Annotated in this window: 12 protein-coding genes and 1 tRNA gene; 3 read left to right on the forward strand and 10 right to left on the reverse strand. The window is 65.5% G+C overall.

Features of this window, described 5'->3' with window-relative positions:
* Positions 1 to 8: 8 nt before the first annotated feature.
* On the reverse strand, positions 9 to 1,805 hold the full coding sequence (locus AB0C35_RS33125) for a S9 family peptidase (RefSeq protein ID WP_358464740.1): 1,797 nt from the start codon (positions 1,803 to 1,805) through the stop codon (positions 9 to 11).
* A 27-nt stretch (positions 1,806 to 1,832) separates the two neighbouring features.
* Positions 1,833 to 2,828, reverse strand: coding sequence for a LuxR C-terminal-related transcriptional regulator (locus AB0C35_RS33130; protein ID WP_358464743.1), 996 nt, complete (start codon positions 2,826 to 2,828; stop codon positions 1,833 to 1,835).
* A 280-nt stretch (positions 2,829 to 3,108) separates the two neighbouring features.
* Between AB0C35_RS33130 and AB0C35_RS33135 the strand changes: the two genes are divergently transcribed.
* A complete protein-coding gene (locus AB0C35_RS33135; protein ID WP_358464746.1) occupies positions 3,109 to 3,729 on the forward strand; it encodes a hypothetical protein in 621 nt (206 codons plus the stop codon).
* Between the two features lie 54 nt (positions 3,730 to 3,783).
* Here AB0C35_RS33135 and AB0C35_RS33140 read toward each other — a convergent pair whose 3' ends face one another.
* The 8 genes from AB0C35_RS33140 to AB0C35_RS33175 all read right to left on the reverse strand — a co-directional run bounded on the left by AB0C35_RS33140 (position 3,784) and on the right by AB0C35_RS33175 (position 15,745).
* Positions 3,784 to 4,110 carry a hypothetical protein gene (locus AB0C35_RS33140; RefSeq protein ID WP_358464749.1) on the reverse strand — a complete coding sequence of 109 codons (327 nt, stop codon included), beginning with the start codon at positions 4,108 to 4,110 and terminating at the stop codon, positions 3,784 to 3,786.
* Positions 4,107 to 4,640: an ATP-binding protein gene (locus AB0C35_RS33145; protein ID WP_358464752.1), complete on the reverse strand. Its 534-nt coding sequence runs from the start codon at positions 4,638 to 4,640 to the stop codon at positions 4,107 to 4,109. The genes AB0C35_RS33140 and AB0C35_RS33145 overlap by 4 nt, the downstream gene beginning before the upstream one ends.
* A gap of 226 nt (positions 4,641 to 4,866) precedes the next feature.
* The gene (locus tag AB0C35_RS33150) at positions 4,867 to 5,079 is read right to left on the reverse strand and encodes a DUF397 domain-containing protein (protein ID WP_358464755.1); all 213 of its coding nucleotides are present in this window, start codon (positions 5,077 to 5,079) and stop codon (positions 4,867 to 4,869) included.
* Between the two features lie 11 nt (positions 5,080 to 5,090).
* Positions 5,091 to 5,951, reverse strand: a complete 861-nt coding sequence (locus tag AB0C35_RS33155; protein WP_358464758.1) for a helix-turn-helix transcriptional regulator — start codon at positions 5,949 to 5,951, stop codon at positions 5,091 to 5,093.
* Between the two features lie 249 nt (positions 5,952 to 6,200).
* Entirely contained in the window at positions 6,201 to 8,150 is a 1,950-nt protein-coding gene (locus AB0C35_RS33160; RefSeq protein WP_358464761.1) for a DUF4041 domain-containing protein, read from the reverse strand.
* A gap of 1,220 nt (positions 8,151 to 9,370) precedes the next feature.
* Complete coding sequence (locus tag AB0C35_RS33165; protein WP_358464763.1) at positions 9,371 to 14,356, reverse strand: caspase family protein; 4,986 nt, start codon at positions 14,354 to 14,356, stop codon at positions 9,371 to 9,373.
* Positions 14,356 to 14,724 (reverse strand): hypothetical protein, encoded by a 369-nt coding sequence (locus AB0C35_RS33170; RefSeq protein ID WP_358464766.1) that lies wholly within the window; start codon positions 14,722 to 14,724, stop codon positions 14,356 to 14,358. Before AB0C35_RS33170 ends, AB0C35_RS33165 begins: the two co-directional genes overlap by 1 nt.
* Positions 14,725 to 15,671: 947 nt before the next feature.
* A tRNA-Gly gene (locus tag AB0C35_RS33175) sits at positions 15,672 to 15,745 on the reverse strand.
* Between the two features lie 79 nt (positions 15,746 to 15,824).
* On the opposite strand from AB0C35_RS33175, the gene dcd reads away from it, so the two are divergent.
* Together dcd and AB0C35_RS33185 are read left to right on the forward strand one after the other, a co-directional pair.
* The gene (gene dcd / locus AB0C35_RS33180) at positions 15,825 to 16,400 is read left to right on the forward strand and encodes a dCTP deaminase (RefSeq protein ID WP_358464769.1); all 576 of its coding nucleotides are present in this window, start codon (positions 15,825 to 15,827) and stop codon (positions 16,398 to 16,400) included.
* Between the two features lie 202 nt (positions 16,401 to 16,602).
* Positions 16,603 to 17,859, forward strand: a complete 1,257-nt coding sequence (locus AB0C35_RS33185; RefSeq protein ID WP_358464772.1) for a glycine betaine/L-proline ABC transporter ATP-binding protein — start codon at positions 16,603 to 16,605, stop codon at positions 17,857 to 17,859.
* Positions 17,860 to 18,002 lie beyond the last annotated feature (143 nt).

The following is an 18,002-nucleotide window of genomic DNA, read 5'->3' on the forward strand; positions in this document are numbered from 1 at the left end:
GGCGGCTCCTACCTCCTGGCCAAGTGGGTGACTAGGAACTGCGCGATGTCGCCGTAGGCCTTGATCTCGTTGGTGCGGTTGGTGAATCCGTGGCCTTCGTCGGGATAGATGTCATAGCGAACGTCGACGCCGCGGGTGCGCAGCCTGGCGACGATCTGGTCGGACTCGTCCTGGGGGACGCGCGGATCATGAGCGCCCTGGATGACCAGCAATGGCGCTGTGATGGCGTCTGCGTAGGTGATCGGGGACCGGCGGGTGAGTTCCTCGGCGTCGATGTCGGGGTTACCGAGGACGGCGTCAACGGTCGGTCTCCAGGTCGGTGGGCAGGCCTGGGCGAGAGTGACCAGGTTGGACGGGCCGCAGAAGGAAACTCCGGCCGCCCACCGGTACGGCAGCCGCGACAGACACGACAGGGCGGCGAATCCTCCGTAGGAGCCGCCCATGACGGCGATGCGGTCGGCGTCGATATCGGAGAGGGTGCGCAGGTGGCGGACGGCGCGGTCGAGGTCATCCAGATCGATCCCACCCCAGTCGCGGTAGATGAGCTTCTGGTGGGTGAGCCCGTATCCGGTGGAGCCGGCGATGTTGGGTGCCAACACCGCGATGCCCTGGTGGAGGAGGTACTGGTAGAGGCCGGAGTAGGCGTACTCGGGACGTTCTTGGGCTTCTGGGCCACCGTGCACCGAGAGCAGGACTGGGTGGGGGCCGGGCGTGTGCGGCTGGTAGAGCAGGGCGTGAACGTGACGTCCGTACGAAGCCGGGTAAGTGATCAGGTTGGGTTCGACGGGATCGATTACCTGAACCGCGGGTGGGCGGGCGTCGGTGAGGTAGCGGAAACCGGCCGCCGGGTCGAGCACGCCGATCTCGCTGGGCCGGGCGGCTGTGTCGATCTCCAGGACTATCCGTTCACCGTCCGGACTGAGCGCGATCGCGTCGATGACTCCCTGGGGGACGTCAGCAAGCGCGAGTTCGGTTCCGTTCCGCGCGGCCCGCAGCACGGAGCGTCCACCGTGGTTGATGGACCAGACGAGGAGGTCGCCGGCAGCTTCGATGTGCTCGACGTCCCAGTTGTCATCGGTGATGCGGGCCAGGGAGTTGTTGTCCAGGGTGTATCGGCCGACGGAGGTGAACTCGCCCCATATGTCGGTGCACAGGTAGAAGGCGGCCGAGTCCGGTGTCCACGGCCCTGGGACGAAGTAGCCGTTCCCGTGTTCGGCAGTGACACATACGGCTTCTACCTCGGGATTGGTGAGGTCGATGAGATAGGTGGCGATGTCGGTGTTGGACCGGATGCCGACGGCCAGCAGCCACCGCCCATCGGGCGAAGTGCGGGTCGGGCTGAACTTGACTCCGTCCGGGGGGGTGATGCGGCGTTCGGTGCCGTCGGCCAGGTCTCGGATGAGGATGTCCTGCACGGTGCGGTCGCGGTCATTGGCCGCATAGAACAGAAACCGCCCTGCTGCATCGAACGGGACATCGGCCAAGACCCGTTGACAGTCTGGGCCGGTGCTGATTTCGGTGAGTTCCTGACCGTCTGAGCCGACCCGGTAGATGCGGTACTGCTCGTCGCCGTTGCGGTCGGCGGTGAAAACCAGTCCCTCACCGTCCGGCCACCATGCGATCTGCCGTACCGCCTGGTCTTCGAGCTGGGTCAGCCGGTGCGGTGCCCCACCGGCAGCCGGAATCGTCCACAGGTCGAATGACCCTTCGGCGTTGCTGCAGTAGGCGACGGTCTTGGTGTCCGGGGACAGGACCACTTGCCCGCGGAAACGCTCGGTGGGCACGAAATCCAGGTAGTCGGGCATCGCTCCTGCTCTCCAGACGTGTCGGGGTCAGTCGATCCAGCCGCGTCGGGCGGCTGCAGCGCCCATCGCAGTGCGGCTGGTGGTGCCGAGGTGCTTGCCGATCGCGCTGACGTGCCGTCGCACGCTGCTGGTCTTCTGGCCGATCCGCCGGGAGATCCCGTCGTCGCTCATTCCCTGCGCCAGCATCCGCAGGATCGACATCTGGACGGGCTTGAGCGGCATCTCCGGCTCGGCCTCACCGAGCGGAACCGCGCGCTGCCATAGCAGTTCGAAGTACTCGCGCAATGCGGCGACGATCACCGGGGACTTGATCAGCAAGGCACCCGGCAGCCCGGTGGGGGTCAGCGGCACCAACGCGACCGCCTCATCGGCGAGCTTCATCTTCATGCCAATCTCGGGCAGGATCCTGGCCTCTTCCCCGGCTCCGGTGTGCATCTGAATGATCTTGATCCCGACGGGGTGTTCGGCGCAGGACGCCTGGTAGATGGTCCGGCTCACGACATCGCCTTCGAACGTGGGAAGAGGCGGCATTCCGGCCAGTTCTTCCAGGGGACGCTCCATGGCGAAGTTCTCCAGGGTCAGCCAATGCCGCCGTGCCGTTCCCAGCAGTGAGCGAGAAGTGTCGGTGATCTCGGTACGGTCTGTGAGGATCCGCACCAGCTGGTCAGCCTGTCCCTCCATGACTCCGGGGAAGGGATGCATCTCGACCATGCGGCGCTGACCGTCCAGCAGTCGCTGTTGGTCGGCGACCAGCTTGCGGGACAAGGCCGCGAGTGTTTCCTGCAGAGCGAGATCCGGAGCGGTGGCGACCAACCGCGGCGAAACCGCCATCCCCAATGGCATGACGTAAGCCAGCCCGGTCTCCTTCAACGCCTCTACGATCTGGGGCCCGCCGAGCATGTCGGCGGCCTCGGAGGGCGGACAGCCATCGGAGGCCATCAGCCGGATGTAGGGGCCGAGCAACTCATCGGCGACGATCCCCTCCAGCAGCCTGGTGGCTGTCTGTTCGGCTTCCGTACTCACCTACACCTCCCGTGACAGAGAGTATCCATGCAAGTGAGTAGCGTCGCTAGAACGGTGGATGAGCGTTTGGCGTCAATGAGCGGAGTCGCCATCGATCCGGCTAGCGAGCGTGAGGCCCTCGGGGACCATTGGCGTAGGCGGTTTCCGGGGCTCCAGCACCGATAGATCGCATTGCCGAACGCTGGTCACTTGCCACCATGAGGCGTTTCCTTCAGGTCTGTGACCTGGCAGCTCCCGGTTTGATCAAGGTGCCCCGCCACCGATCGACCCGGAGTGAGAAATGAATCGACTACGCAAAGCCGCCCACGCACCCCTGACCCGTCGGCTTACCAGCCTCACCCTCCAGCGACGCAACCCGCGCGAGTGCGGCAAACCTGTTCCTGAGCCCGTCCTGGCGCGAGCCTTCAGCCACCCCCAAGGGGCCGGCGTCATCGGGCCCGGCACCCAGCGGCTGCTCCGCTCTGTTCTGGTTGACGCCCTGACCCGCAGCACGCAGGGATGCGATGTCGTCATCGCGCGCGCCGATCTGGAGCGCCTGCTCGGCGCCGCGTCCTCCCGGCTCCCGTCGCGCTTCGCCTCCGTCCTGCACGTCACCGGCACCCTGGAAGACGCGATCGAACACCTCGAAAGCAGACCACAGCCCATCAGCGCCACCGGGCCGGAGAAACAGATTCCGGTGCTGTGGCTGGCGACACCGGGAGCCGACGCCGACGTCGTCCACCAGACGCTGGAGAGCCAGCTCGCGACCGACCTCGTCACGCTGTTCAACGGGCCGTGGCCGTACGGCCCTACCCACTTCATCGACACCGATGGTCCCCGGCGTCCGCCCGCCCACGACCTGCATCTGCTCACCCGTGACCAGGCGATCGTCAAGCTTCGTGCGGTCGGTTCGACGCCCTGAGAGGCGGCAGGTTGGTGTGGGCTGGGGCTCGCTCCTTTCCCAGCCCACACTGTTTCAGCGGAGGTCCGGACGCTGGGCGCTGACTTCGAAAACCTCGGCGACGGCGGCGTCTATACGGGCAGCGGCCTCGCTGAACGCGTGTGATCCGCCGATCAGGTAAGCGCGGTGAACCTCGTCCTGCTGCTTCTGCTCGGCTAGGTCGGCGTTGCGGCGTGCCTGATCGGCCAGAGCATCACGAGACTGGATGAATGCCCGCTGGATCGCATCGGCGAACTCGCCTTCGGTCAAGTCGTCGGGGAGCAGCAGCGCCAACGTCGCCGGCGGATGACATGATCGCTGTTTGCAGCCGCGTTGGCGCCAGTGGAGCCGGAACCAGCTCACGATGCGTCCGTCTCTGGTGCGAGCAGCCACGATGCCCAGACCACCTTGCCGGACACTGTGGCATCGGAGGTGATGGGGTACCAGCCCCACGTGGTGGCCAGGGCTTCGACGAGTTGCAGTCCTCGTCCGCCTTCATCGTCGATGCCGGGGGTGACCAGTTCGGGGCGGGCGCCGCTGGGGTCGCGGACCTCCGCGATGAGGTGTCCTGCTGAGACGCGGAGCTGGACGAGGATCATCGCCAAGGCACGATCGTCCAGAGCGTTCAAGTCTGTGGGAGCCGGCTGGCCGCTGACGTCGAAGGCGTTCGTCGCCATCTCTGAAAGCACCTGCTGGCACTCCCAGCCGTAGGTGGTCTCCAATCCCCAGGAGACGAGCTTGGCCCGCGCAAAGGAGCGCACAAGGGGGATCGAGGTGGAAAGCGCGGCCATGCCGATGCTGTCTCGGTAGTCGTCACCGCCGTCATGGTCGGGTGGCCGTCTGCCGGCCGGGACCGTCCGGCGACGCCGGAAGGCGGTGGTTGATACGGACATCTCTTGGACTCCTGACTCGTCATCGCAGCGGAGAAGAAACGCAGCGCAAGGTGCACCCACCTGCCGACTACTTACTGTCCCATCTCCATGACAGTCACGAGTATGGGACTGTCCCAGCCGTCCAGGCAAGGACTTTGGTGACAGTCCGCAAATAGGTCATTACACAAATGCGAAGAAAACGGGTTAGAGCGGGATGCACTGACCCCGTCACGCGAGCACTTGCCGATTACGGCTGGCGGTGTCGGCCTTGCTTGATCGCGACTATGAAGGCGCCCCACTCGCCCACGCTGAACTCCAGCACGGCACCGCCCGCGCCGAGCGCCGAGTCCCGGACACCGACGTCTGAACGGCCGCGGGCCCGTCCGGCCTCAACACAGTTGTTGCCGGTACCGCTATACGAGGACGTGCGCCACCCGGTGTAGCGCTCGGAACCGCTCATGATCGCCTTCCTTAACGCGACGGCAGGGACTCCGCTACCTGCGCCAGCATCTCGCGCGACCTCTCGACCGAAAGCGCCGCACTTACCAAACCGGTGTACACCATCTCGAACTGCCCAGTCTGCTCCCGATCCGTGAGCACCAGATCGGTTGCCACCGCTTCCAGACCGACCACGACCGGGTCACCGCTGTCCGGGTAGGTGTAGATCGAGAACGAGCACTCAGGGATGTTGTAGCCGGGGATCTCAGCATCCACCGGCAACACCCGCACCGTGACCTGCTCCTTCTCGTCCGCCAGCTCGATGATGCGCTCGATCTGCCTCCGGAAGACCTCCGGCGGAACCGACCGCCGGCGCAGCACCACCTCGTCCAGGATGACCTCGTACGCCGGGCCGTTCGGGCGATGCAGCATCCGCTGCCGCCCGACCCTGCCCTTCAGCACACCGCTCACCTCGGCATCCGAAGGCAGCGGCAGCTCACTGTTGGCCAACCGCGTAGAGATGAACTCCTCGGTCTGCAGCAACCCCGGGATCAAGTTCTGCTGGTACTCCCGGATCACCGCCGCGCCGGCCTCAAGGTTGGCGAACCGCGCCTGCCGCTCCCCGATGCCCGACGACTCCCACCAGCCATGCGACGCCGCCTCAGAGGTGATCTGCACCAGCTGCGTCCACTGGTCACCCTCGACACCCAAGGTCTCCAGCAGCCTCTGGACGTCCTCCTGACCCGGCGGGACGTGCGCGTTCTCCAACTTGCTGACCATCTGCCGGTACACCCCCGACCTCTTGGCCAGCTCCTGAGCAGAGACACCGGCCCGCTCCCGAAGCTCCCGCAACTCCGCAGCAAGCCTCAACCGCCGCACATACGGACTGATCACCGCTCCGCCCCCACGTCTACAGCCGCTACGACAATCCCAGATGAAGGATTGTCACCCTATCGAGACAGCTCGCCTCAATCGATCGACATGGGGCCCGTACGGGGACTCCTACCGGTGACCGCGACATGTCTGAGCAGCCCAGCGCTACCGGCCACCTCAGATCGTCGATGCTCCGTGTGGTGTACGTCCCCGAGACCCGGCCGGCGCGTTCCAGGTGGTTGCAGAGGCGGGTACCGGAGGCCTCCTCCGTCAGGCGGGTTTGCCAGCGCGGTATTCGAGGGCCTCGGGTATCTCGTTGTACTCCAGGAGATGGTTCCCCGCGATCCGCTCGAGGACCTCGCGGACCTCGGCAGGCGTTGCATAGAAGAACTCTCTGCGAAGGTTGACCTGGTTGACACGACGAGCTGCGAACTCCTGATGGAGACCACTCTCCAGTCCGACGGCGTCGTCGCTGAAGATGAGCGCGTGGACGTCGAACCGGAAAGGCACTGAGGCATCGCCCAGCTCGCGGACCCGGTCCATCGGCTCCAAGCGCCGCGTCATGCCTATCTTCACCATGCGCTCGCCGAACGCGCCGATGTTGGAGATCACGTACACATACCCGGCACGGACGTTGGCAGCGCGGCCCTCCACGTCCGAGATCGCCGACTCCACATCGGTGAGCTTTGTCCGCAGGTCGGCGGCACCGTCTGTGTCCCCGTTCGCCTCCAGGCGCGCGAGCGCCGACTCGACGTGCGAGCGCTCCTTGAGCAGGCGGGCCTTCTCGCGCTCGAACTCTTTGCGGGCCTTTTCCTCCTCGCGCTGACGCTCGCGCTCGGCCCGGACCCGTTCCTTCTCCTCTTCGACCTTGGCCAGATGATCCGCGGTCAGGCGCAGTTCCTTGACGCGAACCGACCGGTACTCCCGGCTGACCCGAATGTCCATGGTCTTGCCGAGCCGCTCGATCGTCTGCGCACTCTTGTCGAGCCGCTCGATCGCCGACTGCAGCTTGTAGGGGCGCATCGTCCGGACCAGGTTGTCGGCCTCGGCGTTGTAGGCGCGCAGCATGAGCTTGGAGAAGTCCCGCACCATCTTGCCGCCTTGTGCCGCTGAACCGTTCACCGTCCAGTTCGTGGCACCGACGACCGCCTTACCCGTCCGCGCCATGGCCTTGATGCGATCCTTCACCTTCGCCAACTCGGCCTTGTAGGCGACAACGTCCGCCAGCGGATGCTGATACTCGTAGACGCCCGCCTCCTGCAGGAGAGCCAGATCCTCGGTCTCGGTGATCGAATTGCGGGCCCGCTGCAACTCGGCGTGCAACTCTGTGCGCTTGCGCTCGGCGTCGGCGACCTCGCCACGCATCCGCCCTAGTTCCGCCGCCACCTGGGGTGCGTCCAAACCCCCGAGCCGCTGCAGCCATCCACGTAGCTCGGCATTCTCAGCCTCAAGTGCTTCGATTCGCTGCTTGCGAGTGCCGAAGACCGCCCTGCCTCTGGAGGCACCGGACGCCTCGTGTGGAAGCGGCGCCGACCCGGCCGTGGGGGGAACAGATGGTCCGACCTCCTGGTGCGCGTAGGGCGGCGGAGCGCTCTCAGGCGGCGTGGTCTGAACCGGGCCGGGTGACCAGAATTGCCAGCCCGGCGGCGGGGGCGGCCAACTCGCATCGGGCATCCATCCGGGCGGTGGCCTCCAGCCGGGTGGCGGCGCCGGCCAGCTCGGCGGCGGGTTGTACCGCCACCCAACGGGATGAGGCCCAGTCGGGACGGCCGCACGCGGGGGCGGGGGCGGCTCCATCACGGGTGCAGCAGGTGGTGGTGGGGTAGGCGTCCCCGCCCCGACCGTCGGCGTGTGCCGGGCGACTTCCGGGCGGGGCGGTTCCTCCCGCCGGACAAGGTCTTGGACGATCTGGGTTAGCCGCGGTGCGTCCTGGTCGTGCACGTCGCCGAAATCGGTATCGGCGCCTGTCCTGTCCACGATCACGAAGAACCAGCGCTGCTTGTACGACTTCCGCGTCTCGACAGAGGCGATCGCCGTGATGTCGGTCTCCTGACGCGGCCCGACCTTGGCGAGTTCGGCGACGGAGAATCCAAGGATCCGACGTTCGGTGACGGCGATGTGGGTGAGTGTCGGGAGCGCCTTGACGGTCGTCGCGAGAGCCACCACCCTCTCGCCCTCCCCGGAGGAAGAACCGCAATAGGCGCAGGGCACGCTCAGCATCGCCGGCATCCACCTCGACGCCGATGTAGGCCGGGGTCGGGATCTCCTGCACTGCCATGACTTCCTCGCAACGTCATCTCAGAGCGAAACGAGGGCCTCGATCCGACGCTGCGCCCCCGTGTCACCGCGGTCTGAACTGGTCGAGGGGAGCACCCGACGTTCCTGAGACGACCCAATGGTGCTGCCGGTTTACGCACCGTTAATGGCCGCATCCGGTAGCCCTCCGCGGTCCGCGCCCGGGACAGGGACACCCGTCTCCGCGATCAGGTACGGGGCAGTGAGACCGACCTCAGCACCGCTGCCCAGACGGGCGATCACTTTGTGAATATGAGCAGAAGTCACCAGCATCAACAGCCGAAGCCGCCAACCCCTGGCACGTAGTCGCTACCGCACCCGCAGCGCTCAGCCTCCACATCGCACAGCTGTTCACTTATTCCCCCTGAACGTTTTGCTCATTTAACCCGGCTGCGACTCCGGGTTTCATTGTGGCTGGTCACCAACAGAACGACCGGAGGATTCCATGAACGCTCCAGCTCGCACCTGCAACCGCATCAACCGGACGGCGAGTCACCAACTCCGCGAAGACTCGATCAGCAACCTCGGCGACAGCTCAGAGGACTCCCGCCGTCCGCTCGGCAGTCCACTCAATCCCCGCCAAACGGATTGGTTGGGCACAACACAGTCCAACAACAGCGGGACCGAAATTCTGATTCTCACCTTCGGAGACCCGTTGGGCACCAGCTCTACCGGTCCAGGCGCGCACGGGCATACCCCTTCTGGCTTCACCGAGCCACTCACCAGCAAAGCCGGCGTGTCCTGGATCCGCGCGGCCATGCCTGAGATGAACCAAGGCCCGCGGTCCCGGCAAAACGTGTCCCGGAGAGGCGACCAGATCGCCTAGATGCCCTGTCGCGTGCCTCCGCAGGGGCAATGAGGCCCCTCCTGTAGCTCGGCCAGGCACGCCTGGCCGAGCTACGAACCCTGCGGTGCCATTGAGTTCCCTGGTCCGCCTGATACTTGGATGAACCGGTCCGCTGCCGACGCACCACCGCACGCTGTAACTGCACCCGCCACGACCTCACCAGCCCCCACTGCATCCACGCCGCCTACATAACCCTCGGCACTTGCGCCAGGGAGCTTCAAGTCGCAACGAACGCACTCTCATGCCGACGAGCGGACGTTATGATCACAAGGCAACATCCTGTTACATGCGGCCTAAATTAGGGCGGCGGTGTTTGGCTGCGGTATTGATCCACGGAGCGCGGAGAGATCTCGTCGAGAACGGTCAGCGCGAGATCATGGTCGCTTTCGTCGAGCAGGGGATCAGCCAGCACGTCTCGGAGCGCCTGGGCAGCTTCGTCGGGATGGCCGAGGGAGAGATCTGATAGCACGGCCGCGGCTAGGATTCGGTCCGTGATGGGATTGGACGGGGACGAGATGACTCCCCGGATCAGTTCGGCTGCCTCGGTGACATGACCGGAGTCCGACTCTGCGAGCCTCCCGGCCGCGTATGCGCTGGCGGCTGGGGCGCTGTCGGCCATCACCTCTCGTAGTACCGCGTCCGCCTCTCCTATGTAGCCCTGGCCCAGGTCCGCCAGTTGGTAGGCCGCGTAAGCGCGGTCAGCCGGATCGGCAGCGAAATCCGAGATAACTCCGCGCAGGATGTCGCGCACGGTGTCGACTCGGCCATGCCGCTTGGATACGAGAAGAGGCGCGAGGAAGATCCGCTCGGTGGTCTGCAGGTCGGATCCTGCCAGAACTGCCTCGACCACTGCGAGTCCCTCATCCAAGAATTCTGCATTCACGCGGGTCAGGTCGTCACCAGCATCAGCGCGGTCAAGCGGCTCCGTATTGGGATCGGCGATAACGCCACGGATCACCTCGGCGGCTTCGTCGACGAATGCCGGACCGAGCCACGCCAGTCGCTTGGCTATCGAGTTGAGCCCTCTCGCAAGGCCGACGGGTTCGGGAAGCAGATCTTCGAGGACGGTCATCGTTGCACCGGTGAACCGGTCCCGATGGGCCGTCGCCCACCGGGTGCACTGGTTCCAGGGTGAGGCTCCCATGCGGATTGCTTCGATAAGTCCCCGCATCACATCCGCTGCCTCGGCTGAGAATGCCGGGCTCAGGGAGGCGAGTTCGTCTGCAGCACGTGCCTTGTCATACGGGCCGGAGGCGCCGGAATTCATGATTCCGCGCAGCGCCTGGACCGCCTCGTCCCTGTAGCAAGGGCTCAGATCGCCGAGTACACCGGCGGCGCGCGCTTGATAATATGGCCTAATTTCATTAGTGATGATCTCGCGCAGGATCGTCACTGTTTCATCGCGGTACTCCGTGCCGAGTTGATCTAGGGATGTCACGGCATTGAGCCGAGCGATCGGGGATACTCGGCCGGTGGCGACCGCCCGGATCACCGTCACCGCGGCACCGCGCTGGTCTGGTGCCAATTTCGCCAGATGCCGTGCCGCGGTCGCGCGGCCGGCAAAGCCGGTCGGTGGCCGCCTGGTGAGCGCGCGCAGCGCCCGGGTGGCCTCTGCAAGGTGGCTGTCGCTGAGGCGGCCGAGTTCCGCAGCCGCGTCGGCGAGCTCTTTGATGTTGCCTGGCCCGCTCATGATGGACCTTAGTACTCCTGCGGCGTGCTCAGCGTCGCGAGGTGACATCTCCGCTTCAGCGAGCCTCCGGGCAGCATTGATCGCGTCCTTGCGGGAGACATCAGGGGAGGTCGTGAGGCTGCGGAGCACCGCCGCGGCTTCTTCTGTACGGTCAGGGGCCAGCTTGGCCAACTCCCCGGCGGCGTTCGCGCGACTGAAGGCGGTGTTGTCGGGACAGTCCGCGATTTGCTGGAGGACCTCGACTGCTTCGTCTGTGAATTCCGCTCCCAGTTCGGCGAGGTCCTCGGCTACCCTTACCCGCTCTGGCGCGTCGCACCTGGGGGATTCGAGCAGCCCGCGGATGATCGCCAGTGCTTCATCGAGGTGCTTACGGGCGTTTTCGGCTAGAGATAGGGCAGCGCTTGCTCGGGCGGTCGCGCGGTGCGCCGGATCGTTCATGATCTGTCGGAGTGCGGTGATGGCTTCGTCGTTGTGGTCCTCACCGAGATTGCCAAGCATGGACGCGGCGTAGACCTGCGATTGGGCGAGGGTGTCCGGGGAGACGATGAGGCTGCGGATGATCTGTGCCGCTTCGTCGGCCGAGTCTGGGCGCAGGCGCGTGAGTCGCCACGCGGCGTAGGCGCGCATTGAAGGAACGATCTCGGCGTCGGTCATCGTTTCATGGAGGATTGCCACGGCGTGATCGGTGTGTTCTTGTGCAATCGACGCGAGCCCATCGACGGCGTAGCAACGGTCGAACGAATCGCTCTGCGGAGAGGTGATGATCTCCTCAAGGGTCTCCGCGGCCTCCTGGGAATATCCTAGCTTGGCGAACCAGCTCGCCGCGTATGCGCGTTTGACAGAACTATTGCGGGCGTCGTTCATGATCTGCCGGAGGATGGCGGCCGCCTGGTCGGCGTGCTCGGGGGCGATGGCCGCGAGGTCGTCCGCCGCGGAGGCACGGTCGAAGCAGTCGGTTTGCGGGGAGTCGATGATCCCACGGACTATGGCGACGGCTTGGCCGACATGGCGGGGACCGAGGCTGCCCAATGACCTGGCCGCGTATGCTCGATGTTGCGCGCTGAGCCTTGGCATCGCGGCGATCTCCCGGAGAGCGGCGGCAGCGGCCTCGGCCTCGGCCGGCGGCTGCACGGACGCCGCCTTGATCCGTGTCTGCGGTGGGTAAGCTGGGTCTTCGGCGATCCTTCGGAGAAAGTCGGTTGCGGCGACGTGGCCGAGTTTAGAAATGACATCGAGAAGGTCGCTGTGTTCGCTGTACTCGACGTTCCGCGCGTGAAGACGCTTCTCGCAGTGCTCCAGGAACTGCGTGGCATGCTGCTGGCGGTGCGGGGTTCGGATTCCCTCGGCGAGCAGCCGCCCGCTGAGAGCGCGGCGATCGCCGTCGCCGTTCTCTGCCCATTCCAGTAAGGCTTCGATGTCGGGTTGCTCGTAGGAGTGAGCGATCAGTGCCGTTGTCGCCACGTGGTCACCGTCCATCGCTCGGCGTAGTGGTTCGGCCCACTCAGTCCGTTCTGGGTCGAACTCCTCTGGAATCCTGCGCGCAGCAGCTTGGCCCGCGAGATGTTCGGCGAAGCTGTGGTGGATGAAGCGCTGCCCCTCTGAGGTATGGACGAAAAGGCCCGTCGAGTCCAGGAGGCCCGCAACCAGCGCCGGCCATTCAGGGATCGAGACCCACGCTGTGCCGCCGCCGTGCCGATCGATCCATTCGAGGGCGCCGGGGCCGAGGTCGGTGGTCCCCTTGATGGCGGCCTCAGCCAACTGAGCGAGCAACTCTTGAAGGTTGGCGCGCAAGTAGTCCAACGGGCGCGGGTCGGAGCCCGGAACGCTCTTGATGCGGTTGCGGATGTGTCGCCACTGTTCGTCGGTCGCCTCAGCCCGGGCGGTCCGCAGGTACGACAGGTAGTTCTGATACAGGACGTACCGGTTGCCGGGCAGTGTGACGCCGGGTCGCTGCTCGTACACGATCGCGGTGATGGTCGCCAGCAGCGGAATCCGGACCAATTTGCTCGGACCGGCCTGGTCTGCGGCGTGCAGGAAGCCCGCGCTCTCGGCCGGGTCGGAGAACCATCGCTCGCTGAAATCACGAAGCAGTTCACGGCTGAACGGTTCGAGCCGGTAGAACCCGACTCCGCTGCGCCGCAGCAGTGCCGACTCGGCGTCTCGCAGCGGACGGGTGGTGATGAGCAACTGCATGTCGCTGGGCTCGCCGCCGGCCCTGGCGGCGAGTTGACGGATCAGAGTCTCCCGGCGGGCAGGATCGGTGATCTCGTCGAGGCCGTCGACCATCACCAGCCAACGCCATCCGTCCGGCAGTTCCTTCAGCAGCTGATCGGGCAGGGGTGCGTCCAGGTGCAGGCCGAGCCCAGCGGCCGCCGCGTCGCGAAGTCGCTGGAACAGCGGGCCGTCCCGGGCGGCCAAAGCGGCTGCCATGACGCGTACGGGGACCAGCCGGAGCCCGTCCAGCTCCTCGTTCTGGCCGCGCGAAATGAGGGCACCAGCCAGGTGTGCCGTCAACTGCAAGGTGAGTGTGGACTTCCCCTGACCAGGCCCACCGGTGATGACCAGATGAGAATGGGAACGCAGGGTGTCCTCGACCGCCCGTACGGTGTCGGTGACCTCCAAGGGCAGCGCCTGGCGTTCGCCTAGGACGTCATCTGTGGCTGTGCCCTTCGGCTTGCCTTCGGCGTGCGTGGCAGAGACCTCTTGCCGTATGTACACCGACGCGAGGCTGGTCTGACGCGCGCCGACCAGTTGGTACGGGAAATCGTCCGCCGCGCGCAGTTGAGCGTGGACCAGATCATGCAAGGCTTCAGGCAACGGAAAATCCGAAGGTTCCACTACAGAAGACGAAGCAGAATAAGCACGATTGCGAAACAGCGGGATGGTGCCGCCATCGCCTCGGGCAAAGAACTGCGGTTGCGGCAGTCCCTTCACCTCCAGTGCAGGCCGCAGATGATGGAAAAGGGTGCCGAGATCGAGATATTCACTACCCCCGGTGATTCCGTTCTCGATGACTCGGATGAACTCACCAGTAAAGGCCGTATAGGCGTCGCCAGGGGGTGCCAGGGCGCGGCTGGTCTCGTCGCAGGCGGTCAATGTGCATGCGCCTTCGATCCTTGAGAGCTCGCTCAGCCCGGGCGGTGCACCCATGGCGCCTTCCAGAGCGCGTGCCGCGAAACAGCAGTCCAGGAACATCACCTTGGGGACGCCTGGCCGTGCCTCAGCCATCGCAAGGCGTACGTCCTCGTACCGGATGGCCGTATAGCTGTCGTCCAGGGTGGAGCTTGGGAGCGCGAGGCAGAACTTGTCGGAATCGTGCGGCAGGAGACCATGCCCGGCGTAGTAGACAAAGAGCAGGTCTTCAGCCCCTCGCGCAGCAGCGCGGATCGCACGGGGAACGGTGCGCGGGTCGTCATCACCGACAACGACCGCGCAGTTCCGCTCTGGCAGTCCCCACAGACCGGGATCGGTGAGCAGTTCCCGCAGGCGCCGCACGTTCTGTTCGACAGCGGGTAGATCATCAAGGTAGGTGTAGGCGGGCACACCGATCAGGACGACACGGGACTGCTCTGGATCCGGTGGCCGAGCCGTCATCAGCGATCTCCCGGTTCCCCCTCGGCAGGCGGTGACAGGCGGTCCAGGAGCGACCGAATCTCTTCCTCCGAACCCTCGGTGAGGGTAATGATCACGCCGTTGTGCTCGATCGTGATAGCGGCAGGACGTGAGCGTGTACCGCGCCAAGTCTTGAGCGCTACAGCCAGGCTGCCCATGCCGGCCACGGCGCTCGCGTCCGCCAACAGAACGTTGATGAGGTCAAAGACGCCGCCCATCTCACCAGGACGATCCGCCTGCTCGAAGCTCACCTGCGCATGTCGCATGAGCATCCCGTCCCGGGAGAGCCAACGATAAAGCGACTTGAGCTCTTGGCCGTCGGCATCAACAGTGCTGATCCTCAGATCCATGCTGCTCCCACGATCGGCGACGCCCAGGATCAATACTTCCGTAGAGGACTAGACCCCGACAAGCGGAATGAATGCCTCGGGCATATGCGATCTTGCACAATGACCTGCTCGGTGTGCTCAGGAGTGGCAGGGTTGTCGAGGCCCGCCAGCATGGCGCAGACGGGGTGTTCGACCTTGTCGCGACCGGGAGGACAAGCCCGCCACGTCCAGGCGACGCGGTAGGCAACCAGGCAGCAGAGCACTGGGCGCGTGCCCGGATGGATCGAACCGATGTCGCCGATCGAACGTACTCTTCTGCCGCCGTCAGCGCTGCTGGATCGCGATCCTGAGTCTCCGTCTGGTTGGGCCGATGGCAAGGCCGGCGTGCCGGAGATTGTTGGCGTCGCCCGGCACGGCCTGAGGCGGGACCTTCGGGGTGCGCGTCCCGGCTCAGAGCCCGAGCGCCCGCGTCACCCGTCGCGTCCAGCGTTGCCATATGGGACGGCTCGCTGAGGAGCTCCCGCCCCCGTGTCCCATCCGTCCTCACGACCGCGATGACATGGCGCGTCGCTGCACGTTAGGACCCGTCCCGCTACTGGCGCGCTCGTCGGCGAAACGGTGAGTCGGCAATGCGCCCTACCGGGGCCCGGTTGAGCCCTCCTGCCTGCGGTTCTGACGAGGAGGGTTACAGCACACGATGGCCTACCGTGCCTGGGCCTGCTGCTGCGGCCGACCTCCGGTAGGGCAGGGGAAGCGCGGCTTGGCGCGCCGGACCGGTTCCAGTTGGCCACTGTGGTCAAGGCGATGAGTGTGCGCGACCGACGCTGTGCTCACAAATCGGGCAGTTGGCGGTCGCCCGTGTCGTCGTGTCAGGCGTGATCACAGGCGGTCCGGAGTGATGGATGAGTGATAGAAGATCTTGAACGGAGATCAACTTCGGAGGATCAAAGCTCTGACCTGGGGAAACATGGAGCGGGTGACGGGAATCGAACCCGCGCTGTCAGCTTGGGAAGCTGAAGTTCTACCATTGAACTACACCCGCGTCGGCGGTCGGTGGGGCCGCCATGCTGTGGATACTGTACCGGATCGTTGGTGCGGGTTGGGTGGGATAGTTTTCTGGCGTGCTGCTCTCCGATCGTGACATCAGGGCCGAGCTCGAGTCTGGGCGGGTGAAGATCGACCCGTATGAGCCGGGGATGGTTCAGCCGTCCAGTGTGGACGTGCGGCTGGATCGGTGGTTCCGGGTGTTCGAGAACCACAAGTATCCGCATATCGACCCGGCTGTGGAGCAGCCGGACCTGACCCGGATGGTGGAGGTGGACGCCGAGGAGGCGTTCGTTCTGCATCCCGGGGAGTTCGTGCTGGCCTCGACGTACGAGGTGTTCGGGTTGCCGGACGATCTGGCGGCGAGGCTGGAGGGGAAGTCCAGCCTGGGGAGGCTGGGGCTGCTGACGCACTCGACGGCCGGGTGGATCGATCCGGGGTTCACGGGACATGTGACGCTGGAGCTGTCGAACGTGGCGACGCTGCCGATCAAGTTGTGGCCGGGGATGAAGATCGGGCAGATGTGTCTGTTCCGGACGAGTTCACCGGCGGAGTACCCCTACGGGGCGGAGCGGTACGGGTCGCGGTACCAGGATCAGCGGGGGCCGACGCCGTCGCGGTCGTACCTGAACTTCCATCGTACGAAGGTGTAGAACGTACTCGATTCGTGACCCCAACGTGACGAAACGCACCAAAAGATGAAACATGTTCTCTGAACGGGTAGTTTCGGGCGACGCACTGGTTTGGCGTCTGGTTGACGATCTCATTGCCTGAGGTCGCCACGTCCGGGCGCCTGGACGGATAAGGCGACCCGTTTCCGCGCCTCCCCCGGCCGTGGGAACCCGAAAGGAGATCGTGTCAGTACTCCGCGCGGAAAGCGTCACCAAACTCTTCGGCCGTAAGACGGCCGAGGCACAACGGAAACTCAAGGCGGGCGCCGATCTGAAGGCGATCCGGGACCTCGGGGTCACACCGGCGGTGGTGGACGCCTCGTTCGAAGTCCGCGAGGGTGAGATCTTCGTGGTCATGGGCCTGTCGGGGTCCGGGAAATCCACCCTGATCCGGATGCTGAACGGACTGCTCGGGGTCACCTCCGGGAGCGTCGAGATCGACGGCGTGGACATCGCGAAGATGCCGCCGAAGGCCCTGCGGGCGCTGCGGCAGAACAAGGTCAGCATGGTCTTCCAGCACTTCGCGCTCTTCCCCCACCGGACGGTTCTGGCGAATGCCGCCTACGGGCTGGAGGTCCGCGGCGTCCCGAAGGATGAACGAGAGAAGAAGGCTCGAGAGTTCCTGAGACTGGTCGGACTCGAAGGCTGGGAGGACAAGGTTCCTCGTCAGTTGTCGGGCGGCATGCAGCAGCGTGTGGGGCTCGCCCGGGCGCTCGCCGCGGAAACCGACATCATCCTGATGGACGAGGCGTTCAGCGCGCTGGACCCGCTGATCCGCCGGGAGGTCCAGGACCTCCTGCTGGATCTGCAGGGACAGTTCGGCAAGACGATCGTGTTCATCACCCATGATCTGAACGAGGCCATGCGCATCGGGGACCGCATCGCGGTGATGCGGGAGGGCCGGATCGTGCAGATCGGGACGGCCGAGGAGATCCTCACCGACCCGGCCAACGACTATGTCGCGCAGTTCGTGGCGGACGTGGACCGTACCAGGGTGCTGACGGCGTCCTCGGTCATGGAGAAGCCGCTGGTCACGGTGCTGTCGACGACGGGGCCGCGGACGGCGCTGCGCACGATGCGCGAGCACCAGACCTCGGCGGCGTTCGTGATCGGGCGGGACCGGAAGCTGATCGGCCGGGTCCGCGCCACGGTGATAGCGGACGCGGTTCAGGACAACGTCCAGAAGCTCGACGGGCTGATCGACCCGGAGGATCCGGAGCCCGTGGCGCCCGACACCCCCGTCGCGGACCTGTTCGTCCGGTGCGCAGAGAGCGACCTGCCCGTGCCGGTCGCGGACGAGGACGGGACGCTGATCGGCGTGATCCCGCGAGTGACGCTGCTGACGGCCCTCGGCGCGATCAACTCGAACGTGGACGAGGTCGTCGACGGGGGAGAGCCGGAGCTGGCGCTGACGAAGGAGGGCAGTGGCGTTGACGACTGACGTGCGCGCGATCGAGCTGCCCCGGGTGCCGGTCGGCGAGTGGTTCGACAGCATGGTGACCTGGTGCACCGACAACCTGGGGTGGCTGTTCGACGGGATCGGTTCGGCGATCGACGCGTCGGTCGTGGGGCTGACGGACGTGC

The sequence above is a fragment of the Spirillospora sp. NPDC048819 genome (assembly GCF_040650055.1).
In the GTDB taxonomy this organism is placed as follows: domain Bacteria; phylum Actinomycetota; class Actinomycetes; order Streptosporangiales; family Streptosporangiaceae; genus Spirillospora.

Bases quoted from the DNA above. Each gene is read 5' to 3' on its own strand.
- AB0C35_RS33125 (WP_358464740.1), bottom strand. From the start codon at position 1,805: ATGCCCGACTACCTGGATTTCGTGCCCACCGAGCGTTTCCGCGGGCAA.
- AB0C35_RS33135 (WP_358464746.1), top strand. From the start codon at position 3,109: ATGAATCGACTACGCAAAGCCGCCCACGCACCCCTGACCCGTCGGCTT.
- AB0C35_RS33145 (WP_358464752.1), bottom strand. From the start codon at position 4,640: ATGTCCGTATCAACCACCGCCTTCCGGCGTCGCCGGACGGTCCCGGCC.
- AB0C35_RS33150 (WP_358464755.1), bottom strand. From the start codon at position 5,079: ATGAGCGGTTCCGAGCGCTACACCGGGTGGCGCACGTCCTCGTATAGC.
- AB0C35_RS33160 (WP_358464761.1), bottom strand. From the start codon at position 8,150: ATGCTGAGCGTGCCCTGCGCCTATTGCGGTTCTTCCTCCGGGGAGGGC.
- AB0C35_RS33165 (WP_358464763.1), bottom strand. From the start codon at position 14,356: ATGACGGCTCGGCCACCGGATCCAGAGCAGTCCCGTGTCGTCCTGATC.
- AB0C35_RS33170 (WP_358464766.1), bottom strand. From the start codon at position 14,724: ATGGATCTGAGGATCAGCACTGTTGATGCCGACGGCCAAGAGCTCAAG.